At 71.1% G+C, this 18,836-nt stretch carries 19 protein-coding genes; 5 read left to right on the top strand and 14 right to left on the bottom strand.

Annotation, left to right across the window (positions count from 1 at the left end):
- Positions 1–14: 14 nt before the first annotated feature.
- Both RS82_RS16315 and RS82_RS16310 read left to right on the top strand, forming a co-directional pair.
- A complete protein-coding gene (locus RS82_RS16315; protein WP_045301351.1) occupies positions 15–422 on the top strand; it encodes a transferase in 408 nt (135 codons plus the stop codon).
- A 42-nt stretch (positions 423–464) separates the two neighbouring features.
- Positions 465–1,031, top strand: coding sequence for a thermonuclease family protein (locus RS82_RS16310; protein WP_052676888.1), 567 nt, complete (start codon positions 465–467; stop codon positions 1,029–1,031).
- A 21-nt stretch (positions 1,032–1,052) separates the two neighbouring features.
- On the opposite strand, the gene RS82_RS16305 is transcribed toward RS82_RS16310, so the two are convergent.
- On the bottom strand, positions 1,053–1,451 hold the full coding sequence (locus tag RS82_RS16305; protein ID WP_211255954.1) for a DUF1304 domain-containing protein: 399 nt from the start codon (positions 1,449–1,451) through the stop codon (positions 1,053–1,055).
- 35 nt (positions 1,452–1,486) lie between these two features.
- Between RS82_RS16305 and RS82_RS16300 the strand changes: the two genes are divergently transcribed.
- The gene (locus RS82_RS16300; RefSeq protein ID WP_052676887.1) at positions 1,487–2,245 is read left to right on the top strand and encodes a LysR substrate-binding domain-containing protein; all 759 of its coding nucleotides are present in this window, start codon (positions 1,487–1,489) and stop codon (positions 2,243–2,245) included.
- Between the two features lie 217 nt (positions 2,246–2,462).
- Here RS82_RS16300 and RS82_RS16295 read toward each other — a convergent pair whose 3' ends face one another.
- The 4 genes from RS82_RS16295 to RS82_RS16280 form a co-directional block, all read right to left on the bottom strand.
- Positions 2,463–4,952 (bottom strand): CHAT domain-containing protein, encoded by a 2,490-nt coding sequence (locus tag RS82_RS16295; protein ID WP_045301349.1) that lies wholly within the window; start codon positions 4,950–4,952, stop codon positions 2,463–2,465.
- Positions 4,953–5,012: 60 nt separating this feature from the next.
- Positions 5,013–6,785 carry a S8 family peptidase gene (locus tag RS82_RS16290; protein ID WP_045301347.1) on the bottom strand — a complete coding sequence of 591 codons (1,773 nt, stop codon included), beginning with the start codon at positions 6,783–6,785 and terminating at the stop codon, positions 5,013–5,015.
- 74 nt (positions 6,786–6,859) lie between these two features.
- Positions 6,860–7,327 carry a hypothetical protein gene (locus RS82_RS16285; protein WP_045301662.1) on the bottom strand — a complete coding sequence of 156 codons (468 nt, stop codon included), beginning with the start codon at positions 7,325–7,327 and terminating at the stop codon, positions 6,860–6,862.
- A complete protein-coding gene (locus tag RS82_RS16280; RefSeq protein ID WP_045301345.1) occupies positions 7,317–7,934 on the bottom strand; it encodes an RNA polymerase sigma factor in 618 nt (205 codons plus the stop codon). The genes RS82_RS16285 and RS82_RS16280 overlap by 11 nt, the downstream gene beginning before the upstream one ends.
- Positions 7,935–8,058: 124 nt before the next feature.
- Between RS82_RS16280 and RS82_RS16275 the strand changes: the two genes are divergently transcribed.
- A complete protein-coding gene (locus RS82_RS16275; protein ID WP_045301343.1) occupies positions 8,059–8,802 on the top strand; it encodes a glutamine amidotransferase-related protein in 744 nt (247 codons plus the stop codon).
- Here RS82_RS16275 and RS82_RS16270 read toward each other — a convergent pair whose 3' ends face one another.
- The 4 genes from RS82_RS16270 to RS82_RS16255 all read right to left on the bottom strand — a co-directional run bounded on the left by RS82_RS16270 (position 8,803) and on the right by RS82_RS16255 (position 12,790).
- Positions 8,803–9,603, bottom strand: coding sequence for a tryptophan-rich sensory protein (locus RS82_RS16270; protein WP_045301341.1), 801 nt, complete (start codon positions 9,601–9,603; stop codon positions 8,803–8,805). It lies immediately after the preceding gene.
- A 76-nt stretch (positions 9,604–9,679) separates the two neighbouring features.
- Positions 9,680–10,165 (bottom strand): hypothetical protein, encoded by a 486-nt coding sequence (locus tag RS82_RS16265; protein ID WP_045301339.1) that lies wholly within the window; start codon positions 10,163–10,165, stop codon positions 9,680–9,682.
- The gene (locus RS82_RS16260) at positions 10,162–11,364 is read right to left on the bottom strand and encodes a cation:proton antiporter (RefSeq protein WP_045301337.1); all 1,203 of its coding nucleotides are present in this window, start codon (positions 11,362–11,364) and stop codon (positions 10,162–10,164) included. The genes RS82_RS16265 and RS82_RS16260 overlap by 4 nt, the downstream gene beginning before the upstream one ends.
- A gap of 295 nt (positions 11,365–11,659) precedes the next feature.
- Positions 11,660–12,790 (bottom strand): ABC transporter permease, encoded by a 1,131-nt coding sequence (locus RS82_RS16255; protein WP_052676885.1) that lies wholly within the window; start codon positions 12,788–12,790, stop codon positions 11,660–11,662.
- A 64-nt stretch (positions 12,791–12,854) separates the two neighbouring features.
- Between RS82_RS16255 and RS82_RS16250 the strand changes: the two genes are divergently transcribed.
- Positions 12,855–13,445, top strand: coding sequence for a TetR/AcrR family transcriptional regulator (locus RS82_RS16250; protein WP_045301336.1), 591 nt, complete (start codon positions 12,855–12,857; stop codon positions 13,443–13,445).
- A gap of 52 nt (positions 13,446–13,497) precedes the next feature.
- On the opposite strand, the gene RS82_RS16245 is transcribed toward RS82_RS16250, so the two are convergent.
- From RS82_RS16245 to RS82_RS16225, 5 genes are all read right to left on the bottom strand, one after another.
- Complete coding sequence (locus RS82_RS16245; RefSeq protein WP_045301335.1) at positions 13,498–14,295, bottom strand: GTP pyrophosphokinase; 798 nt, start codon at positions 14,293–14,295, stop codon at positions 13,498–13,500.
- Positions 14,296–14,369: 74 nt separating this feature from the next.
- Positions 14,370–15,209 (bottom strand): transposase, encoded by an 840-nt coding sequence (locus RS82_RS16240; protein ID WP_045301332.1) that lies wholly within the window; start codon positions 15,207–15,209, stop codon positions 14,370–14,372.
- Between the two features lie 186 nt (positions 15,210–15,395).
- Positions 15,396–16,490 carry a class I SAM-dependent methyltransferase gene (locus tag RS82_RS16235; RefSeq protein WP_045301658.1) on the bottom strand — a complete coding sequence of 365 codons (1,095 nt, stop codon included), beginning with the start codon at positions 16,488–16,490 and terminating at the stop codon, positions 15,396–15,398.
- A 127-nt stretch (positions 16,491–16,617) separates the two neighbouring features.
- Complete coding sequence (locus RS82_RS16230; RefSeq protein ID WP_045301330.1) at positions 16,618–18,240, bottom strand: LuxR C-terminal-related transcriptional regulator; 1,623 nt, start codon at positions 18,238–18,240, stop codon at positions 16,618–16,620.
- Positions 18,185–18,556 (bottom strand): hypothetical protein, encoded by a 372-nt coding sequence (locus tag RS82_RS16225; RefSeq protein WP_211255953.1) that lies wholly within the window; start codon positions 18,554–18,556, stop codon positions 18,185–18,187. Before RS82_RS16225 ends, RS82_RS16230 begins: the two co-directional genes overlap by 56 nt.
- Positions 18,557–18,836 lie beyond the last annotated feature (280 nt).

The raw sequence follows: 18,836 nt of genomic DNA, 5'->3' as shown, positions 1-18,836 counted from the left end.
TCCAGGAGGGGAACGTGGGCAAGAACTACATCGACATCGAGAACGACCAGGGCGAGATGCTGCGCTACCGCAAGCACGTCAACGGTCGGGGCCTGATCGCGCATGGAGCGAAGGTGCACCCGAGCGCCATCGTCGAAGCGGGGGCGTATGTCGAACCGGGCGTGCAGATCGCCGCAGGCGCGCACGTCGGCCGTGGCGTGTGGGTCGAGACGGATGCCGTCATCGGACCCGACGCCGAGATCGCACCGCACGCCCACATCGGGCCGCGCGCAGCCATCGGCCCGCGTGTGAAGATCGGCGTGCGCACCCAGGTCGGGCACGACGCCCGTGTCGCCGGAGGCTCGCTCATCGGCGACGACGAGACGATCGCCGACGGCGAGCGCGTCGCCACCGACAAGCGCGGACTGCGCCTGGCAGCCTGATCGTCGCGGTGGCGCGTCGGCGCCACCGCATAGGCTCGCGTCGTGTTCAGACGCGTCCTCATCGGAATCCTGTTGCTCGTGATCGCGGGCACGGCTTACTGGTGGTTCATCGGGCGCGACGCGGGCGCCGACCTCGCACAGCCGGCGACGGGCACGTCCGCCACGATGCCGGCGATCCCGGCGGACGCGTTCGAGATGACCGTCGAGAGCGTCCACGACGGCGACACGCTGCGCGCTCGTGTCGCAGCCCCGAATGCGGTCGTCAGCGATCTCGAGTCGACTCGGGTGCGACTCCTGGGTATCGACACTCCCGAGATCTCGCCCCGACTCGACTGCTGGGGTGCGGAGGCGACGACGAAGCTGACATCGCTCGTCCCCGTAGGATCGACGATCTGGGTCGCCGCCGACGTCGAGGTGCACGACAAGTACGGCAGAACCCTGCTCTACGTCTGGACGCCCGACGGCCGCTTCGTGAACGGCGAACTCGTCGCGCAGGGCGATGCGCGGGTCGAGGTCTATTCACCCAATCGCAGCCAGGAGACCCTGCTGCGCTCACTCGAGTCCGCAGCGGTCGCCGCGGCTGCCGGGCAGTGGGGCGCGTGCGGCTGAGGGGTCACGCGGGTGCAGCGGTCAGGCGAAGAGGAACAGCACGAACCCGATGAGGGGCAGCGTGCCCTGGATGAGAGCCGCCCGCAGGTACCGCAGCCCGGTCGTGAGCAGCACCAGCGCCGCGGCCACCATCGACCCCAGCGCGAACAGCACCAGCGCGAGCCCCGCCGCGTGGACCGGCGCGGTGTCGCTTCCCGCGAAGAGAAGCACGAGCCCGACCACGACGCCGATGGCGAGGAACAGGTTGTAGAAGCCCTGGTTGTACGCCATCGACTTCGTCGTCTCTGCAGCCGCCTGGTCGGCCACACCGAATCGTTTCCAGATCTTGGGCTGCGTCCACTGGACGCTCTCCATCACGAAGATGTAGACGTGCAGGAGCGCCGCGAGCGCCGCGAAGACCGTTGCCAGAATCGCCACCATGAGCGAACCATATCGCCCCGGCTACGCTGAACAGCATGGCGAAGGGCGGGTCGCGCACAGGCGGACGAGGACGCGGCGGATCGGGCAAGCGTCCGGGCGCGGCATCCGCGTCGTCCTCGAAGGCGAAGCCCGCCAAGGCACGGCGGCCGCAGCCGTCGCCCGGGCCGTCGCCGGCACCGCCCATCGAAGCCGCCATGCCCGCGACCTTCACACTGGGTGCGATCCCGGGCGCGACCCCCGGCAGGTGGATCGACACCTGGAAGGAACGGATGCCGCAGACCAGCCTCGAGCTCGTGCCCCTGGAGGTCGCCGATCAGCGGCATGCGCTCCTCGGCGGCGAGGTCGACGCGGCGCTCGTGCGGCTGCCGCTCGACAAGGACGGCCTCCACGTCATCCCGCTGTACGACGAGGTCCCGGTGGTCGTGTGCGCGAAGGACTCCCATCTGACCGCCGCCGACGACGAGCTCGACGCGGCGGACCTCGTGGGCGAGGTGCTCATCGTGCCGCAGGACGACGTGCTCGCCATCCGGCTTCCCGGCACCATCGCGCCGCGGTTCGCGCCGCCGGCCGACACCGGCGAGGCGATCGCCACCGTCGCGGCCGGTGTCGGGATCGTGGTGGTGCCGATGTCGGTCGCACGACTGCATCATCGCAAGGACGTCGACTACCGCGCGCTGCGCGGAGGCCCGATCTCGACGGTGGCGCTCGCGTGGTCCGCCGAGAGGACCACCCCGACCGTCGACGCGTTCGTCGGGATCGTGCGCGGCCGCACCGCGAACTCCTCGCGAGGCTGAGCACCGCGCCGCGCCACGCAAGCGTGAGGATGAGGGGTGCCGCCCCAGTCCCATGCAGCACCCCTCGAGGATCGGCGGCGAAGACCCACAGCCGATTCTGCGTCCCCAGGAGGGTCTTCTGTCAGCCGCTCCCCAACCCCCCGTCGGCGAAGCGAAAGCCGTTCCGATGACCAGGAGCACGCGGCATCCGTCCTGATACCCAGAACGCGAAGAAATCTCAGAAGCCGGCGCCGTGCACCTGGAACGGGGCGACGATGCCGGTGCGGACGGATGCCGCGGCCAGCGCTTCAGACGGCGCGATACCCGCCGCGAGGCCCTCGTGAACCGCGCCCAGCAGCTCGCACGCGTCGTCGTCGGCGACCACGACGGGAGCGGCGATGACCGCCCGCGCACCTGCGTGCAGCCAGATGCGCGTCATCCCGACCGCTTCCTCGCCCCAGCGCACGGACGAACGTCCCACCTCGCACGCCGAGAGGATGACGGTGTCGGGCACCTCGGGAATGAGGTCGATGTCGTAGCCGAACAGCGTCCCGTCCGCGAGCTCGAACCCCGAGAACATGGGGTTGTCCAGTGCGTGCCTGCCGTGCGCGGCGACGTGCAGCACATCGACGTCGCCCGCCAGAGCAGTGACGGCCCGCACCTCGGCCGCACCGCCGGTGAGCACGGCGGGATCGCGCCACGAGTCGGCTGCCAAGAGGACCTCCTCTTCGCCCCGCGGAACCCGCGGACCCACCGCGAACCCTGCGCTCGCCGGGGTCCGATACGGCTGCTCGCGCCGCCGGAGCCAGCCGCTCGCGGAACCCGCCACCGAGATGGCGACGCCGCGGAATGCCGGCAGCATCGCCCAGGGCACCCCCGCCAGTACGCCCGGGATCGTGAGGGCGACGCGAGACGCACCGACGCGGGCCAGCCACGGCTCGAGCAGGGCCGCCGACAGGGCAGCAAGACGATCGGTCAGCGACGTCCGCACGATCTCGGCCATCGGGCCCGTGGAGACCGCGGCATGCACGTCGAGATCGGCGCGAAGACCACGCATCGCACGGCGGCACGCCGCCCAATCGAGCTCGGTCATCACCGCGTCGTCGCAGTCGACGACGAGCACCACCAGCCGCTCGCCATCGAAGACAAAGTTCGCGAGAGCCTCGCCCGGCGCGATCCCGGTCTGGACCTCGGTGAGGGTCACTCGGCGTTGAAGCCCCGCTGCGCCGGTTCCGGACCACTGGTGCTCGCGCGCTCGATCCTGCAGGGCGCGCGCCCGGGGATCCGCCAGCCACCCGCCGTCGGGGTGGTTCATGCGGAGGACCCGGAGCTCCGCCAGATCGGCCGCGAGCCCGGGATCAGGTGAAGGGCGCACCGGAACGACCCGCTCGCTGCCCAGTCGGGCTCGCTCCGACCAGTCGAACACCGTGTCGGGCCGCCCCGAGCGCAGCGCCGCCCCGAGGCCGACGGTGAGCAGGCCGAGCCCACGCATCATCACGGAGCCGTGAAGGTCGAGGCTGGCGCCGTCGGTGAACGACGCGTCGAGCAGATCGAGGCCCCGTTGTGCGTGACGTCGGGCCTCCCCATTCCTGTGCCGCCGCATGGCATCGGCAGCGCGCAGCTCCTGCACCAGCAGGGCCGATTCGAGCCGGGTGTTCTTCGCGACGCGGAAGGCGGGTGCCGCCGTGGCGCTCCCGCGCCGCACCCGCGCCAGTGCATCGGCGATCACGAGAACCTCCGCGTCGGCGGAGAAGCCCAGGTCTGCGAGCCGCCCGGCGACGCCGTCCACGGCGCCCTTCGACGGCAGTCGCCCCGGGGGCGAGAGCGGATCGCCGGAGCGGTCATGGTTCCTCGTCGACAACCTCGCGCGCAGGCGCACGGCCTCAGCGCGCGCGGCCCCGCCCGGGCTTCCCACGCGCCGGAATCGGCGGGCGGCGTTGCCGGCGACGGTGGCGGCGCGCTCGGGGTCGTGGTTCAGGAGCGAACGCGCGAGCTGATACTCGGCGGCAGCCCGTTCGCTCGGAGCATGGTGACGACCGAGCGACGCGGCGACCGCGACGAGGCTGCGTTCGGCTTCCGTGGTCAGCCCAGCATCGCGCAGCACCTCGGCACGGTCGAGCTCGTTGATCGCCGCCCACAGTGCGGACTCGCTGTCGAGGGGTTCCCTCACCGACTGCATCGTCCGCAGGGCGGCGACGAGATCGCCGCCGAGCATGAGCGCATAGCCGCGGTTGTGGACCGCGAGATTCGCCTCCTGCTCGAGGCCGGCTGTCCGGTAGACCTCCTCCGCCGCTTCGAGATCCTCGATCGCTGCGGCGAGCTTCCCCGTCTGCATCAGGGCGATGCTGCGGTTCACGCGCGTGTTGGCCTGGCGCACAGGCTCGTCGGACAGGCCGTGGATGCTCTTGCCGAACCACCCGATCGCCTCGTCGATCCGGCCGCGCTCGGTCGCGAGCATCCCGAGCTGCCCTTGCAGCTGCGCGACGGCCCCGGCCGAGAGGCCCGGCCGGTCGAGGGCCTCGAGGCAGATGCGCTCGCCCGCGTCGACGTCGCCCAGCCGCGCCAGGACGTAGGCCGTGGTGCCGGCGATGCGCGCGCTGAGCTCGGTGTCACCGTCGGCATCCGCCGCTTCGGCGGCCGCTGCGAGGGAGCGCTTCGCATCGAGGTAGCTGCCACGGGTCGCCAGATGGCGTCCCCGTTGGTACAGCTGGTCTGCGCTCTCCCCCACAGAGCAATGATGGACCCGCCCGCCGCCGGATGGCGAGCGGCAGGCGGGTCCGCCGGAGCGTTACTTGGTCTTCTTGGAGCGGTCCGCGTCGACGACCTTCTTCAGCGCCCGCTCGATCACCGCATCTGCCGACTCGGGCACGGCGCTCGGGTTCATCAGCGAAGAGCTCAGTGCCCGGGCGATGACGCCGGAGACATACGGCGCGGCGAACGAGGTCCCGCTCCAGATGGCGAACCCGCCCGAGTGGTCGTCCGGGTCCAGGCTCTCGCGGAAGCGGTCTATGGAGTCGGCACGGGAGCCCGCCTGCACGCCGCCCTGGAACCTCGGGAAGGTGCTGACGATCGAGGTGCCGGGCGCGAAGTGCGTGACCCACGGCCCGACATTGCTGAACAGCGCCGCGGAGGTGCCCTGCGGGTTGAGCGCGCCGACAGCGAGGTGGCGCGCGAGGCCCTCGGCGTCGTCGAGGCCGAGGTCGGGGTCGCCCCCTTCCCAGAGCGCCGCGGGGAACGCCGGTCGCGCCGTCGCGTCGTTGCCCGCCGAGCAGACGATCGCACAGCCCTTCGCCCGCAGCCGGACGAGCGCCTTGTACAGCCGATCGCTGTACTGCCCGTCTTCGGGGGTCTCGTGGTAGTAGCCCAGCGAGAGGTTCACGACATCGACCTTGTTCTTCGGGTCGGCCTCGACCCACGCAGCCAGTTCCTCCAGCGCGATGATCAGCTCGTTCTCGAGCGCGGTTCCGTTGCTGTCGGCCACCCGGATCGCGATGATCTCCGCCTCGGGGGCCACCTGACGGACGATGCCGCAGACGAAGGTGCCGTGTCCTGCGGCCGCGTCCAGGTACCCGTCCAGGGGGCCGGACTGGTCGCCGTTCACCTCGGGGTCGGTCGAGGCACCCTGCATGCCGATGAGCTGTCCGTCTGGCAGCGCGCCGCGCCGGACGATGACTGTCGGGTCCGCCGCCACGCCTTCGCCCAGATCCCCCTTCTCGTAGGGCGGGAGCCACGGATGCTTGCCGCACCCCGTGTCGACGACCGCGACGACCGGCCTCCTGCCGGAGAACTTCGCGGTCGAGCGCACCGGGTCGGGGCCGATGTACGACACGATCTCGAGGCCGCCGTTTCCGGGGTACGCGTAGCCGTCCGTGCCCGAGGGGTTCGTGATCGAGTGCGGGTTGGTGATGCTGTGCGGGTTCGTGATCGAGTGCGGGTTCGTGATCGAGTGGGGATTCAGTCCGATCGGATCGACGGTCAGGACGTGGTCCAGGCTGACGTTGCGCAGCCGCGTCTCGCGCGCCGTGCGCTCCCCCGGACCGCGCGATTGGACCGGAGAACGCCGGGAGGTGAATTCCTCACGCTGGTTCGCCGCCTCCACCGCGACCTTTCGCCGCACCTCCGCCCGGACGCGGCTCTCTTCCGCCGCGTCGGTGAGCGCCCGCTCACGGGTGGTCCCCGCGGACCGCTGAGCGATCTCCGCCTGCTCGATCTCGAGTCGCCGCGCGTGCTGGAGGAGGCGCCAGGCGTCGACGGGCGGCACCGGCTCGTCGTCGCGCGTCGGACTCGGCAGCTGGATGATCGTCGCCTTCCAGATGTCGTCCTGCGACGAATCCTCGGGGCGGATGCGGTCCACCTCCAAGTCCCAGCCGAGCTCCTGCGCTGCGGCGAGCAGCGTGCTCTCGGAGTCCGTCCTGTCGCCGAAGATCAGCAGATGCCCCGGCGCGTAGGCGCTCGGGAACGCCTCGTAGCCCGGCACCACGTTCCGCGTCGGGTCGAGGACCACTCCGCGAGGCGCTCCGGCTTTGACCCGGTCCCGCCAGGATCCGCTTGCGCTGGCCATATCGTTCTCCTCACACACATGGGAGCCGCGGCCCCCAGGCCGCGGCATCCGTTCTCCGTATCTCGAACTGCTTGTCAGACTTCGAACTGCGGGGTCTGGAAGTCGCGCATCGCACCGTCGGCGTCGCGCACCACCAGGCGAAGCCGCGCCACCCCGGGCGTGACCTCGTCGAAGGCGAAGCGTCCGTGCTCGCCCGGTTCGGCCGACCATTCCCGGTCGCCCTGGATGAGACGAATGGCGAGGGCGGTGGCGTCCACCCATCCGTCCACGCGCCGGTCGCCGCCCTCGGTGGCGGTCACATGCAGCAGCACGCTGGTCGTGCCGTCGCTGAACTGGAGCGTCGCTGTGTCGCTCTCGCCGCGCACGGCCGCGAACGTGCCTTCGACAAGTGTCAGGAGGGCGTACTCCCGTGACAGGTCCTCGACGGCGACCGCGGCCACCATCTGGTCGACCAGGTCCGCCGGCACGGGGTCGACGTCCTCCCACATGCGCCGCATTCGTGCGAAGAGCGCGGCGTCGGCCGCGAAGTCCTCAATTTCCATCGTCGTCACCTCTCCATCCGTCGCCCTCGAGTACGGCGCGTAGCTTTGCGAGGCAGCGCTGGCGGGTCGGTCCGATCGATCCGATGGGCATCGCGAGGTCTTCGGCGATGCGGGCATAGTCGGGGCGGTCTTCGAACGCGACGATCCGCAGCAGACGCTGGCATCGTTCGTTGAGCGTTCCGACCGCTGTCCAGAGGCGACGGGTCTCGTCGTCCTGCGCGGCGGTCTGCTCGGCGGATTCGTGGACCGGAAGGTGCGGTTCGAGCGACTCGGCCTCGGTCGCATCGGCACGCCGATGCTGTTTGCCGACCCGCCACGCCTCGCGGCGCGCGCACATCGTGAGCCACCCCGACACCGCGAGCGGGTCGTTGATGGTCTCGTGACGGCGCACGAGCGTCAGCCAGGTCGTCTGCACGACGTCCTGCGCCAACGAATGGTCGAGCCCGTACGCCCTCACGACGTGCCATAGCGGCGGCGTCATCAGGCGGACGAGTTCGTCCATCGCACGACTGTCGCCTTCTCGCCACCGCACGAAGAGTGCGGCGGCGCGCTCCCATCGGGCCGGCTCCACGGAGTCGACGGATGGTTCGGCGCCAGCCTGCGTCATAGCGCCCATTCTGTCCACACCATGCCCGAGCGCGATAGTGGCGATTTGATACACGAATACCCGGTGAAGACAGAGGATTTCAGCCGTCTCGCAGCGTCCGTGAGCGGAGACCTAGACTTCGTGCATGACGACCGCGCCGTTGCTCTATGTCTGCGTGCGGCCGCAGCTGGGTGCGGCGGCCGCCGAATACGAGTCCTTCCGCACCGCGATGCACCTCGATGAGAGCCGCCTCGCCCGCCACGACCTGGTGCGCGAACCGCTTCCCGACGACGTCTTCGAGCGCTACGCCGGCTTCCTCGTGGGCGGCAGTCCGTTCAACGTCACCGACCCCGAGGCGACCAAGACCGACGCGCAAAGGCGCCTCGAGGCGGCCCTCGCGCGCATCGCCGAGCGCACCGCGACCGGCGACGGTCCGGCCGCCCTCTTCACCTGCTACGGCATCGGCATCGCCACCCGCACTCTCGGCGGCACCGTGAGCCGTGCGTTCCCCGAGGACACCGGCCCTGTGGCGGTCGAGCTCACGGGGCAGGCATCGGCCGACCCGCTGTTCGGCGCCCTCGCGAATCGATTCACCGCACTCACCGCCCACAAGGAGGGGACCGAGAGCCTGCCGCCGGGAGCGGTCCTGCTCGCGAGCAACGACGGATGCCCCGTCCAGGCGTACCGTGTGGGCGACCGCCTCTACGCGACCCAGTTCCACCCCGAGCCGACCACGAAGGCGTTCACCGAGCGCATGGCGGTGTACCGCGACGACGGCTACTTCGACTCCGCGGACTACGACACGATCGCCGGACGCGTGCTCTCGGCATCCGTGACGGAGCCCACGCGTCTGCTGCGGGCGTTCGCCGACCGCTTCGCGGCCGCCTGATCACACCTCGGCGTTTCGGACCGAGGTCAGCTCCCGCGCCGCGGTGCCTATCAGCGCCGTACCGAGGATCACGGCGGCGACGACGATCGCCGTCACCCCGATCGCGGTGCTGTGCGGCTCACCCTCCAGCCGGCCGACCGCGAGCCAGACCAGCCCCCACGCGAGCGCGAGCGCCGGCCCGAGCCGCCAGCGGCTCGCGATCTCGATCCCGAGTCCGATGACGGCGACGGCGATGAGCACGACGACACCCCACAGATCCGCCGACGCCTCCCACTCGGGCGGTCCGATCGAGGTCAGCCAGGCCGTGACGTTCGCGACGGTGGCGAGCGTCACCCAGCCGAGGTGCAGGCCCGTGACTCCGTCGACGAGCAGCCGGTCGGCCCAGCCGTCGGCGGGCTCGATGACGGTGCGGCTGAACGTGACGCCCAGGAGCGCGAGCAGCACGATGATCGCGAGCACCGTGAGGGCGAGCGACCCGAACTGGGCCGTCACGAGCCACAGCCCGTTCAGTACCATCGTTCCCGCGATGAGGTACCCGAGCGCCCGCTGCCGCTCGCTGCCACGCTGACGCGGCAGCGCCTGCCACACCGTGTAGGCGAGCAGCCCGACGTAGATCACGGTCCAGATCGAGAACGCCGGCCGCGCCGGCGCGAGGTACGAGCCGTCCTGGTCGAGCGCGCCGTCCTGCAACGCCTGGACCGGCGTTCCGCCGAACAGGCCGGTGCCGACCATCGCGGCCACGATCATGAAGCAGAACGCGCTGATGACGATGATCTGCCGGGCGAGGTCCTTGGCGGTCATGCTCACACGGTAGGACGGGTGCCACACCTCGGCGAGTGGTATTGACATCGGGACCAGCGGCCGATATCGGTCTGCCTCACGCGCCGCGCGACGGGTCGAGCAGCAGCGCGACCCGCTCCAAGAGGTACGCCTCGAGCGGCATGAGTCCGCCGGCGGCGCTCCATCTCACGCTGGGCACGCCATCGGAGCAGAACAGCGGGGCGGATGCCTCGCCCCTGTCCACGGCGCCCGGCTGCAGCATCCGCCATCCGATGTGCACGGTCTCGCCCTCCGCGAAGCCGCCCCGGCGTGCGGCGGCGGCGAGCTCGGCGCGCTGCCGCTGCGACTCCGCGGTGTAGCCGCGTCGGGCCTCCTGGCGGGCGCGGAGGACGTCGCCGGTGGCGAAGACGGCGTCGTCGGTGAGCAGCAGCACGCCGAGGTGCCATGCCGCGCCGCGGCGCTCGATGCGGGGCGCACGCGCCACCCCCAGGAAGCGCCTGGGCACGACGATCTCGCCGAGGGCCTCGCGCGGCGCGTCGGCGAGCCGCGAGCGTGCGGCATCGAGGAGCTCGAGGGTGCTCACGCCATGTCGTCCATCAAGGATGGCGTGGCCTTCAGCTTCTCGCCGCGCAGCGCCATGCCGACGAGCGGGAACAGCAGCACCGACAGCATGCCGCCGGCGACGAGCACGGTCTGCTGCGTCGTGTCGAGGATCTTCTCGTCCACGCCGATCTGGGTCACCGCGACGATGATCGGCAGTCCGGTCGCCCCGAGGAGCGCGATCGAGAGGCGCTCGCGGCGGGAAGACCCCTCGGGCGCGGCAAGGGTCGACGGCAGCCCGCGGACGACGAACAGCCCGACGAGAACCACGGGCACCAGCCAGAACAGCACCGGGTCCTCGAGCAGGCCCTGCAGGTCGAACGTGATGCCGGTGTAGATGAAGAAGATCGGCACGAGGAAGCCGAACGCGACGCCCTCGATCTTGCTCTCGACGGCGTGACGGTCGTGCTCGGAGGCATCGCGCATGAGCAGACGCCAGATGATGCCGGCGGTGAAGGCCCCGAGCAGCATGTCCAGGTCGAGCACGACGCTGAGCGCGACGAGGGCGGCGAGGATCACGAACACGACGCGGATCGCGAACTGCCCGGACGTGTGCAGCGTCGAATTCACGAACGAGTGCATCGCGCCGCGCGGCACCCGGAACGCGAGCCAGATCGCGAGCCCGGCGAACGCGGCGAAGAGCGCGAGGACGATGGTGGACAGACCCGGCTCGCGGCCGCCGAGGAAGATCGAGATCGCGATGAGCGGCCCGAACTCGCCGACGGCGCCGATCGCGCCGACAGCGCGGCCGAACGGGGTCCGCAGCTCGCCGGCGTCCCGCAGGATCGGCAGGAGGGTGCCCAGCGCCGTCGAGCACAGCGCGACGCCGATCACGATCGCCGCCTCCCCGGGCGCGAGCAGCCAGCCGGCGGCGATGCCCGCGGCGAGGCTGATGATCCATCCGAGCGAGGCGCGACGCCCGAGGCGCCCGCGGAAGGATCCGAACTCGATCTCGGTGCCGGCGACGAAGAACAGCATCGCGAGTCCGAAGTTGGCCAGCGTGTCGACGAAGGCGCTCGGCCCCGCCCATCCGAGGACCGCCGGCCCGATCAGGATGCCGAGCACGAGCTCGAACACCACCACCGGCACGCGCACCCAGCGCCCGAGGCCTCGGGCCAGGATCGGGGCGAGCAACCCCAGCAGCGGAATCAGCAGGAGCGTCGAGGGTGTGAGACCGTCCACGCGAACAGACTAGCCACGCGGGGTCGCCCCGCCGAGACCCTGTCGAGTCAGCGGAGCATCGCCGGCAGTGCCGGATGGGCCACGGTCCCATGGTTCGCGCACCGGATCTCGTGGTGCGTCACGTCCCTACCGAGGTCGGCCTCGTGCTGTGCGAACTCCGTCCTGTCGGACGCCACGACGAGCTCGTTCTCGAGCCCCGCGCCAGGAGCAGCGGGGCGTCGAAGGCGGTCGCCCCCGCCGAGTTCGCCTCGAGCAGGCTCGCCCACGGCTCGGTCTTCGTGGGATCGCAGAGGGCTCAGTGCTCCAGCTGCCGCTCGGGCGGCGTGAACTCGGCCCGGTTCCGCTGGTGGCCGATGAGCGCGAGGATCACGCCGCCGACGAGCCAGGCGACCAGGATCGTCCATTGCGCCCAGGTCGAGGCATCCGGGAAGTACATCACCGATCGCAGCAGGTTCGCCGATGCACCCGGGACGAAGAACTGGCCCACGGCGCCCCATGGCTCGGGAAGGAACTGCGGCGGCAGTGCGGCGCCGGCGATCGGGTTGGCGATGAACATCGTGATGACCGCGCCGACGGCGATGCCGGGAGGACCCATCAGCGCGGCGAGCCCGACGATGAGCGCCGAGGTCGCCGTCACGCCCAGGCCCAGCACGGCGGCGTTGAGCAGCCAGTCCCCGGCGAGGATGCCGAACCAGGTCTGCATCACCAGCGCGATCAGGGCGCCCGCGGCGATGCCGAAGACGACCAGCCCCACCAGTCGGCGCACGACCCCCTGCACGAGCAGCGTCAGCAGGATGCCGCCGACCATGCCGCCCAGCACCATCGGGAAGACGGATGCCGCGAGTCCGGCGCCCGTGCTGTCGCCGTCTGCCAGCGGCACGACGTCGGTGACGGTGACCGTGGGGATCACCGGCGCGGCACCCGAGGCGCCGTCGGGCAGCTGCGGCATCTGCCCCGACTTCAGCGCTCCGACGATCGCGCTGAGCCGGTCGGTCAGCGCGGTCTTGGCGGCCGTGTCGATCTGCGACTGCAGCTGGGTGGCGACTCCGCGCAGCGCCTGCGCCGCGACGGGGCTCGCCGCCGTCGCGATGAGCACCTCGGGCTCGTCGCCCAGCAGGATCGCGCCGTACAGCTCGCGGGACTCGATCTGCGACACCGCGTCGTCGCGCGTATCGACCTCGTGGAGGTCGAACGGCGCGGGGTTCTGTTCAGCGAGCTTGTCCTCGACGGCGGTCACGGCCTCGGCGGGTCCCGAGATGCCGACGGGCAGGTTCTGCGGTTGCGAGGTCGCCGCGGGCCAGACGAACGCCATCACGATGACGGCGACGATCACGGAGCCGAGCAGTCCGAACAACGCGGCGACACCCCACTTCGTGGGGCGTGCGGGTGCGGCATCCACCGATGCTGCGTCACGATGAGCGTTCATCGCGGCCTCCTAAAAAGAATGACGGTTCTTTTTGCGAGAATAACAGAATCGGTATTCTGTTTCCATGCCCAAGGTGTCGGAGGAATACCGTGAGGCCCGCCGCGAGGAGATCGCGCGGGCCGCGCTGCGCGTGCTGGAGCGCAACGGAGTGCGCGACACGTCCATCGCCGACATCGTCGCCGAGTCGGGCCTGTCGACCGGCGCGATCTACTCGCACTTCACGAACAAGGCCGAACTCGCCCGCTACGTCGTGGGTCGCTACCTGCTCCCCCGCATCGACGCCCTCGAGGACGCCGGGCAGCGCGGCCAGATGGTGACGCCGCGGCAGGCGCTTCAGGGCATGCTCTCGATGTTCGCGGAAGTGGGGCTGTCGCCCTCGCTCATCCTGCAGTTCTGGGGGGAGGCGATGGTCGAGCCCGGCGTCCACGACGAGATGCTGCGCACCGCCGGACGCCTGCGCGCCTCGCTCGCCCTTGCCATCGGACCGTGGGCGCGCTCACGGACGACCGACGAGACGGATGCCGCGGCCCTCGCCGCAGCGACCGCACGTTCGATCGCCGCCCTCGCGCAGGGCTATATCGCCAACAGTGCGGTCTTCGGGCCCCGCACGGTCGACGACTACCTCGAGAGCACCGCTGCCGTCCTGGCGAGCTGACCACCGCGCCGCAGGACGCAGCCTCCTGGTTCGTCCGTCCGGGACGTGGACCTCAGACCGGGCGGATGTCGGAGTCGTCGCGGCGCGGGGCCGCAGCATCCGGATCCGTCTCGGCGGAAGCCGGCACGGCGGCGATCTCGCGGACGGCGACGGGAGCGACCTGGCCCGCGCCGCCCCCTCGGATTTGCCGGTGCAGACGCTCCATGCGGGCGTCGAGTTCGGCGGCGGTCTCGGCCGCGTCCTTGAGGCTCTCGAGCAGCTCGTCGGGCACGCGCGTCGCGTACTTGTAGTAGATCTTGTGCTCGAGGCTCGCCCAGAAGTCCATCGCGATAGTGCGGAACTGCACCTCGACGGGCACCTCGATGCGCCCGGTCGACAGGAACACCGGCACCTCGAGGATCGCGTGCAGGCTCTTGTACCCGTTGGACTTCGGCGACGCGATGTAGTCCTTGACCTGGAGGACGCGCACATCGTCCTGTGCGGTCAGCAGGTCGAAGAGGCGGTACACGTCGGCGGTGAAGCTGCACGTGATGCGGATGCCGGCGATGTCGGTGATGCTCCGGCGGATCGATGCGAAGTCCCCGTCGATGCCCTTGCGCTGCACCTTCTCGACCAGGCTGTCGGGCGACTTCACACGGCTCGAGACGTGCTCGATCGGGTTGTAGTCGTGCGTCAGCAGGAACTCGTCGCGCAGGATGCCGATCTTCGTCTCGACCTCCTGCAGGCCGAACCGGTACTCCATCATGAAGCGCTGCAGCTCGTCCCGGAGCTCCCGGAGCTCGCTCGGTGAGACCGTGATCTCACCCTCATCGGACGCCGTCGCGGGCACCAGAGGTGCGGGAGTCGCCATGCCGTTCAGGCTAGGCGGCGGTTCTACGAGAGTCCTGTGAGAGGCGGACGCGGCGGCCCAGCGACCGCGGCCGTTCATGCGTCGTCGAGGACCCGCTGCGCGCGCTCGGACGCCTCGGCGGCGTCGCGGGACTTCACTGCCGCCGCGGACCGTTCGACCTCGACCGCGTCGAGCTTCTCCACGGCCGCCCGCTCGTCGGCTTCGAGGGCGGCGAGGTCGCGGCGGAGGTCGTCGATGCGCTCCCGCACGTGGTCGACCCGCTCCTGCGCCTTCGCGCGACGCGCGTCGACGCGGGCGAGCTCACGCTCCGCCTCGTTCGCGAGGCGCTCCGCCTCGCGCGCGGCCTTCTCCGCCGCCTTGCGCGCCCGGCGCTCGGCGAGGTCGTCGCGCGGGGGCGCGGCCACCGCTCCGGGGAGCGACCCGCCCACGGCGTCGGCGAGCGCCGCCGGCTCGATGTCGCCCGCCTCCAGCGGCTTGACGAGCCGGCCGGTCAGGACGGCGGCCGCGGCCGAGGCATCCATCACTGCCGCGTTGATCGTCTTCTCGACGTCGTCGCGCGCCGCCGTGCTGAGGGTACCGCTCGCCTCTTCGGCGAGCCCGACCGCCTGCTTCGCGAGGGCGGCCACCAGCTGACGTCGTTGGCGGCCGAGGCGTGACAGCTCGGCGGCGTCGAGGTCGTCCTGCGCTTCGCGGAGGGCGGCCGACAGTTCCACCGCATCGGCGAGCTGTCCGTCGCGGGCGAGCAGGTTGACCGCCCACGCCGAGACGGTGGGCTTGCGCAGCGCCTTGAGCCGCTTGGCGAGCGCCGGCGCCGCGAGCCCGGCACGCGCGTTGCGGGCGGCCGTGAACTCCGCTGGCGGGAGGGCGTAGAGCTCGGCGGCGATCGCGTCGAGCTGTTCGTCGGCGTCGGCCATGCGCCCATTGTGTCCCATGGCCCCGACCGTCCTCAGGACCGATCGCGGCGAGCGCGACCAACGCCGCGGTATCGCGGTGGCCGTCGCGCGCGGCATCCGGAACAGTCCTGCAAACGGTGGCGAATGCGGCAGGATCGCGATCCCGCAAGCCCGGCCGCGATGAACTCGCGGCAGGGCCGCCACGGGTCAGACGATCTCGTAGAAGCGCCAGAGGCCGAACTCGGGGACCAGCACCTGGACATCGGACCACCCCGCCGAACGCGCGTAGCCGCGGAGGGTCGAGGGGCGCATCACCGTCCCGGTGGCGGCGCTCGGTGCGTGCGAGCGACCGTCGGGCAGGCAGACGAAGAGGCTGAATCCGTAGAGCAGTCGTTCGAGCTCGCTCGCGTTCGCGGCGAAGCGTTCGTCGGTGGCCTCATCCATGATGACGACCATGCCGTCGTCGCTCACCGCGGCGCGCGCCGCCGAAAGCACCTCCACGGGATTCGGCATGTCATGCAGGCACTCGAACGCGAAGACGGCGTCGAACGGGCCGTACTCGGCGACGAGCGCCGCGTCGCACAACAGGAACTCGACGCGGTCGGCGACCCCGGCTTCAGCGGCGTTCTGCCGGGCCGCCTCGACGGAGGCCTCGTCGATGTCGAGACCGACCACGCGCAGCTGCGGGTACGCCCTCGCCAGGGCGATCGAGGACCAGCCGCCGCCGAAGCCCAGGTCTGCGATGCGGGCATCAGGGCGCCGGAGCACGGCATCGAGCCGGCCGATCCCCGCGAAGAGGTCGGGCAGATCATCGAACCACGGCCGGTTCATGTCGGCCTGCGCCTCGCGGGCGTGCCGGCCGAGCTGCTCCCAGCTGACGCCGCCACCGGTGCGGTAGGCGTCGAGGAGGGCGTCGATCTGGGTCCCCGAGGCCGCCGCCATCCGAGCGAGCGGTTCGAGGTAGGACAGACTCCGCCGGTCGAGCAGCACCTCGGCGACACCCGGCCCGAGGCGGAACCGCCGGGCGGTGGGATCAGTGCTCTCATCCGCGCGCAGGATGCCGGTCGCGGACTGCTGCTCGAGCCACTCGCGCGCGTACCGCGGGTCGGTGTGCGTGTGCCCGGCGAGTTCGTCGGCGGAGAGCCCGTCGGCCCGCGACAGCTCGGCGTACCAGCCGAGCTGCGAGCCGAGGTGGACGGCCATGAGGTCCATCCAGCCGAGCGTGGCTTCCATGATCCGGTCGGCGAAGGCCGCGGTGGCCCCGGTCTCGGTCTTCACCTCGGACTCGGTGGTCGTTGACATCTTGTCCTCCTTCACGAGTGCTCCGTCTGATGTCTGGCCCCGACGCTACGGAGCGTGAGGGAGCCGCCACGTCGGCAGAACCTCGCAGATCCGCCCGGCGCGTCTGCACCATTCGATGCAGGGCCCATCACCGAACGCGCTTGCCCGCATGCTCGCGCCACCATGCGGCGGCGGCTGTGCGCGAGCCGACGTCGAGCTTCACGTAGATGTTCGCGAGGTGCCGGCTCACGGTCTTCTCGCTGATGAAGAGCTCGTCGGCGATCTGCCTGTTGGCCCTGCCCTGCGCGACGAGCTCGACGATCTCGCGCTCCCTGGCGGTCAGCGGCCCGCCGTCGTCGGCAGCCGCGGATCGCACGACAACCGGTGGCGCGCCGAGGCGCTCGAAGATCGCGCCCGCCTGCTCCCGCAGCTGCGCGGCCAGCGCCGGCTCTCCGCGGAGCTCCTGCGCGGTGGCGAGCCAGCAGAGCACGTTCGCCTGCTCCCAGGGCTGCCCCAAGCGCCGGAAGAGGTCGAGGGCGGCGTGCAGCCGGCCGACCGCGCCCGCAGCATCGCCCGCCTGGATCAGGATCATCCCGCGCCCGTGGGCCGCCCACGCGTGGAACCCGTCGCTGCCGAAGGCTCGCGCGTCGTCCTCGAGCTCGTCGAGCAGGTGCTCGGCCTCCCGAGGCCGCCTGTCCGCGAGAGCGATCTCGATCCCCGGACGCAGCAGCCGCGCGCGACCCATGCGGTCCCGCTGCTCGAGCGCGGCGGCGATCATCGCCGCGGCCCGTTCGGTGTCGCCGTCCGCGAGCACCAGCAGCGCCTCTCCCGGGACCGGGTCGATGCCCGCCTCGCTCGCACGGCGGTAAGCCTCGCGTGCTCCGGCGGCGTCCCCCCGGAGCCGCCGGATCTCGCCGAGCTGGTTCCATCCCTCACCGGCGATCCAAGGGTGATCGGATCCGAGATCCTCGCACGCGCGCTCGAGCGCCGCTTCGGCAGCATCCCATTCCCCGCTCGCGGACTGGAGCTCAAGTCGGTGCACGCGGCAGACGCCGGCGTAGAGGACGTGCGCGCCGCGAGCGGCGCACCAGGCCTCGGTCGCGCGGGTCCAGTCGGCCATGCGGCGGAAATCGGCGAGCTCATGGCACACGTGGATGGTGGTGCACAGCACGTCGCCCGCCCACTCCGGCTCGAGTTCGTCCGACACGACGCAGAGCATCGCCTCGTCGAGCTGCGCGAACCCCTCGGCCGTGCGCCCCGCCCGGATCGCGTGCATCCCGGCCGCGACCGCGCTCAAGGCGGACACCGCGGGCTGGCGCAGCGCGTCGGCCAGTTCGCGCATGCGCGACACGCTCTCGGCCGGCCACAGCGCGCCGGTTCCGTCGAGGTCCATGCTCGCCGTGAGGTACACCTCGTAGGCGTGCCCGCGACTGTCGGGAAGATCGGCGAGGATCCGCCGCGCGCGCCGCACCCACGCGGTTCCGACGGTGATCTCGGCGCGGATCAGGCGTACGAGCGCGACGACGAGCGCCGCTTCGGCCGCGCCCATCGCGTCGCGCTCGTCGGAGAGCACACGGAAGGCCGACTCCAGGCCCCCGAGGCAGGCGTCCTGCCGCCCGAGCCACCACTCGCACGACGCGAGCGCGCGCAGGTCGGCACCGGTGGCCGCGGCGTCGCGGCGAGCCCCCTCGAACGCCTCCCGCGCCGTCTCCCAGTCACCGGACCGGTATGCCGCCCGAGCCTGTTCGAGCACGGCGACCGTGTCCGCCATGCCCGAATGCTACCGCCGTCATCGCGCCGTGTCCGGTGGTCGCTCTGCGACCCCGATGCGCGTGCGCCGAGACCGCGTAGAGCGCGAGCATGATCGCCATTGTCGTGAGGTAGAAGCCGTGGAGGATCCAGATCGGCCCGAACGGCAGGCTCAGCACGTAGACCGTGTAGACGGCGTTGCCGACGTTTCCCATCACGAGCGCGCTGAGGCTGTACGAGCGCAGATCGCCGGACCGCACGGCCTTCACCACCATCGGCAGATTGGCCGCGGCGAACAGCACGGTCGAGACCGTACCGGCGAGCGTCGCAGCATCCATATAGGGAAGATACGGATTCCGCCCCCGGCGATACATCGGCAGTTCTACCCATTTCCGCCGGGGCGAACTGCACGATTCAGCCCGCACGGGTCCGGTCCCGCCGGGACGTTTTCTCCGCCCGCTGCTCCAGTGGCCGCGAGGTCCGGGAATCGCAGAGTCTCAGGCCCGCGAATCTGCGAAGTCCGGACTTCGCGGAGAATCTGGCCCGATCCGCAAAGACTCTCCGCGAGCCGGAGTCCGGGATTCCCCTCGCCGCGGGCCGCCGATCCTGCGAAGTCCG

Source organism: Microbacterium trichothecenolyticum (genome assembly GCF_000956465.1).
Lineage (GTDB): Bacteria > Actinomycetota > Actinomycetes > Actinomycetales > Microbacteriaceae > Microbacterium > Microbacterium trichothecenolyticum.
Note: the sequence above shows the minus strand (reverse complement) of the source record. Positions and strands in the feature narration are given on the sequence as shown.

Bases quoted from the DNA above. Each gene is read 5' to 3' on its own strand.
- RS82_RS16305 (WP_211255954.1), bottom strand. From the start codon at position 1,451: ATGGTGGCGATTCTGGCAACGGTCTTCGCGGCGCTCGCGGCGCTCCTG.
- RS82_RS16300 (WP_052676887.1), top strand. From the start codon at position 1,487: ATGGCGAAGGGCGGGTCGCGCACAGGCGGACGAGGACGCGGCGGATCG.
- RS82_RS16290 (WP_045301347.1), bottom strand. From the start codon at position 6,785: ATGGCCAGCGCAAGCGGATCCTGGCGGGACCGGGTCAAAGCCGGAGCG.
- RS82_RS16285 (WP_045301662.1), bottom strand. From the start codon at position 7,327: ATGGAAATTGAGGACTTCGCGGCCGACGCCGCGCTCTTCGCACGAATG.
- RS82_RS16280 (WP_045301345.1), bottom strand. From the start codon at position 7,934: ATGACGCAGGCTGGCGCCGAACCATCCGTCGACTCCGTGGAGCCGGCC.
- RS82_RS16275 (WP_045301343.1), top strand. From the start codon at position 8,059: ATGACGACCGCGCCGTTGCTCTATGTCTGCGTGCGGCCGCAGCTGGGT.
- RS82_RS16270 (WP_045301341.1), bottom strand. From the start codon at position 9,603: ATGACCGCCAAGGACCTCGCCCGGCAGATCATCGTCATCAGCGCGTTC.
- RS82_RS16255 (WP_052676885.1), bottom strand. From the start codon at position 12,790: ATGAACGCTCATCGTGACGCAGCATCGGTGGATGCCGCACCCGCACGC.
- RS82_RS16250 (WP_045301336.1), top strand. From the start codon at position 12,855: ATGCCCAAGGTGTCGGAGGAATACCGTGAGGCCCGCCGCGAGGAGATC.
- RS82_RS16245 (WP_045301335.1), bottom strand. From the start codon at position 14,295: ATGGCGACTCCCGCACCTCTGGTGCCCGCGACGGCGTCCGATGAGGGT.
- RS82_RS16240 (WP_045301332.1), bottom strand. From the start codon at position 15,209: ATGGCCGACGCCGACGAACAGCTCGACGCGATCGCCGCCGAGCTCTAC.
- RS82_RS16235 (WP_045301658.1), bottom strand. From the start codon at position 16,490: ATGTCAACGACCACCGAGTCCGAGGTGAAGACCGAGACCGGGGCCACC.
- RS82_RS16230 (WP_045301330.1), bottom strand. From the start codon at position 18,240: ATGGCGGACACGGTCGCCGTGCTCGAACAGGCTCGGGCGGCATACCGG.
- RS82_RS16225 (WP_211255953.1), bottom strand. From the start codon at position 18,556: ATGGATGCTGCGACGCTCGCCGGTACGGTCTCGACCGTGCTGTTCGCC.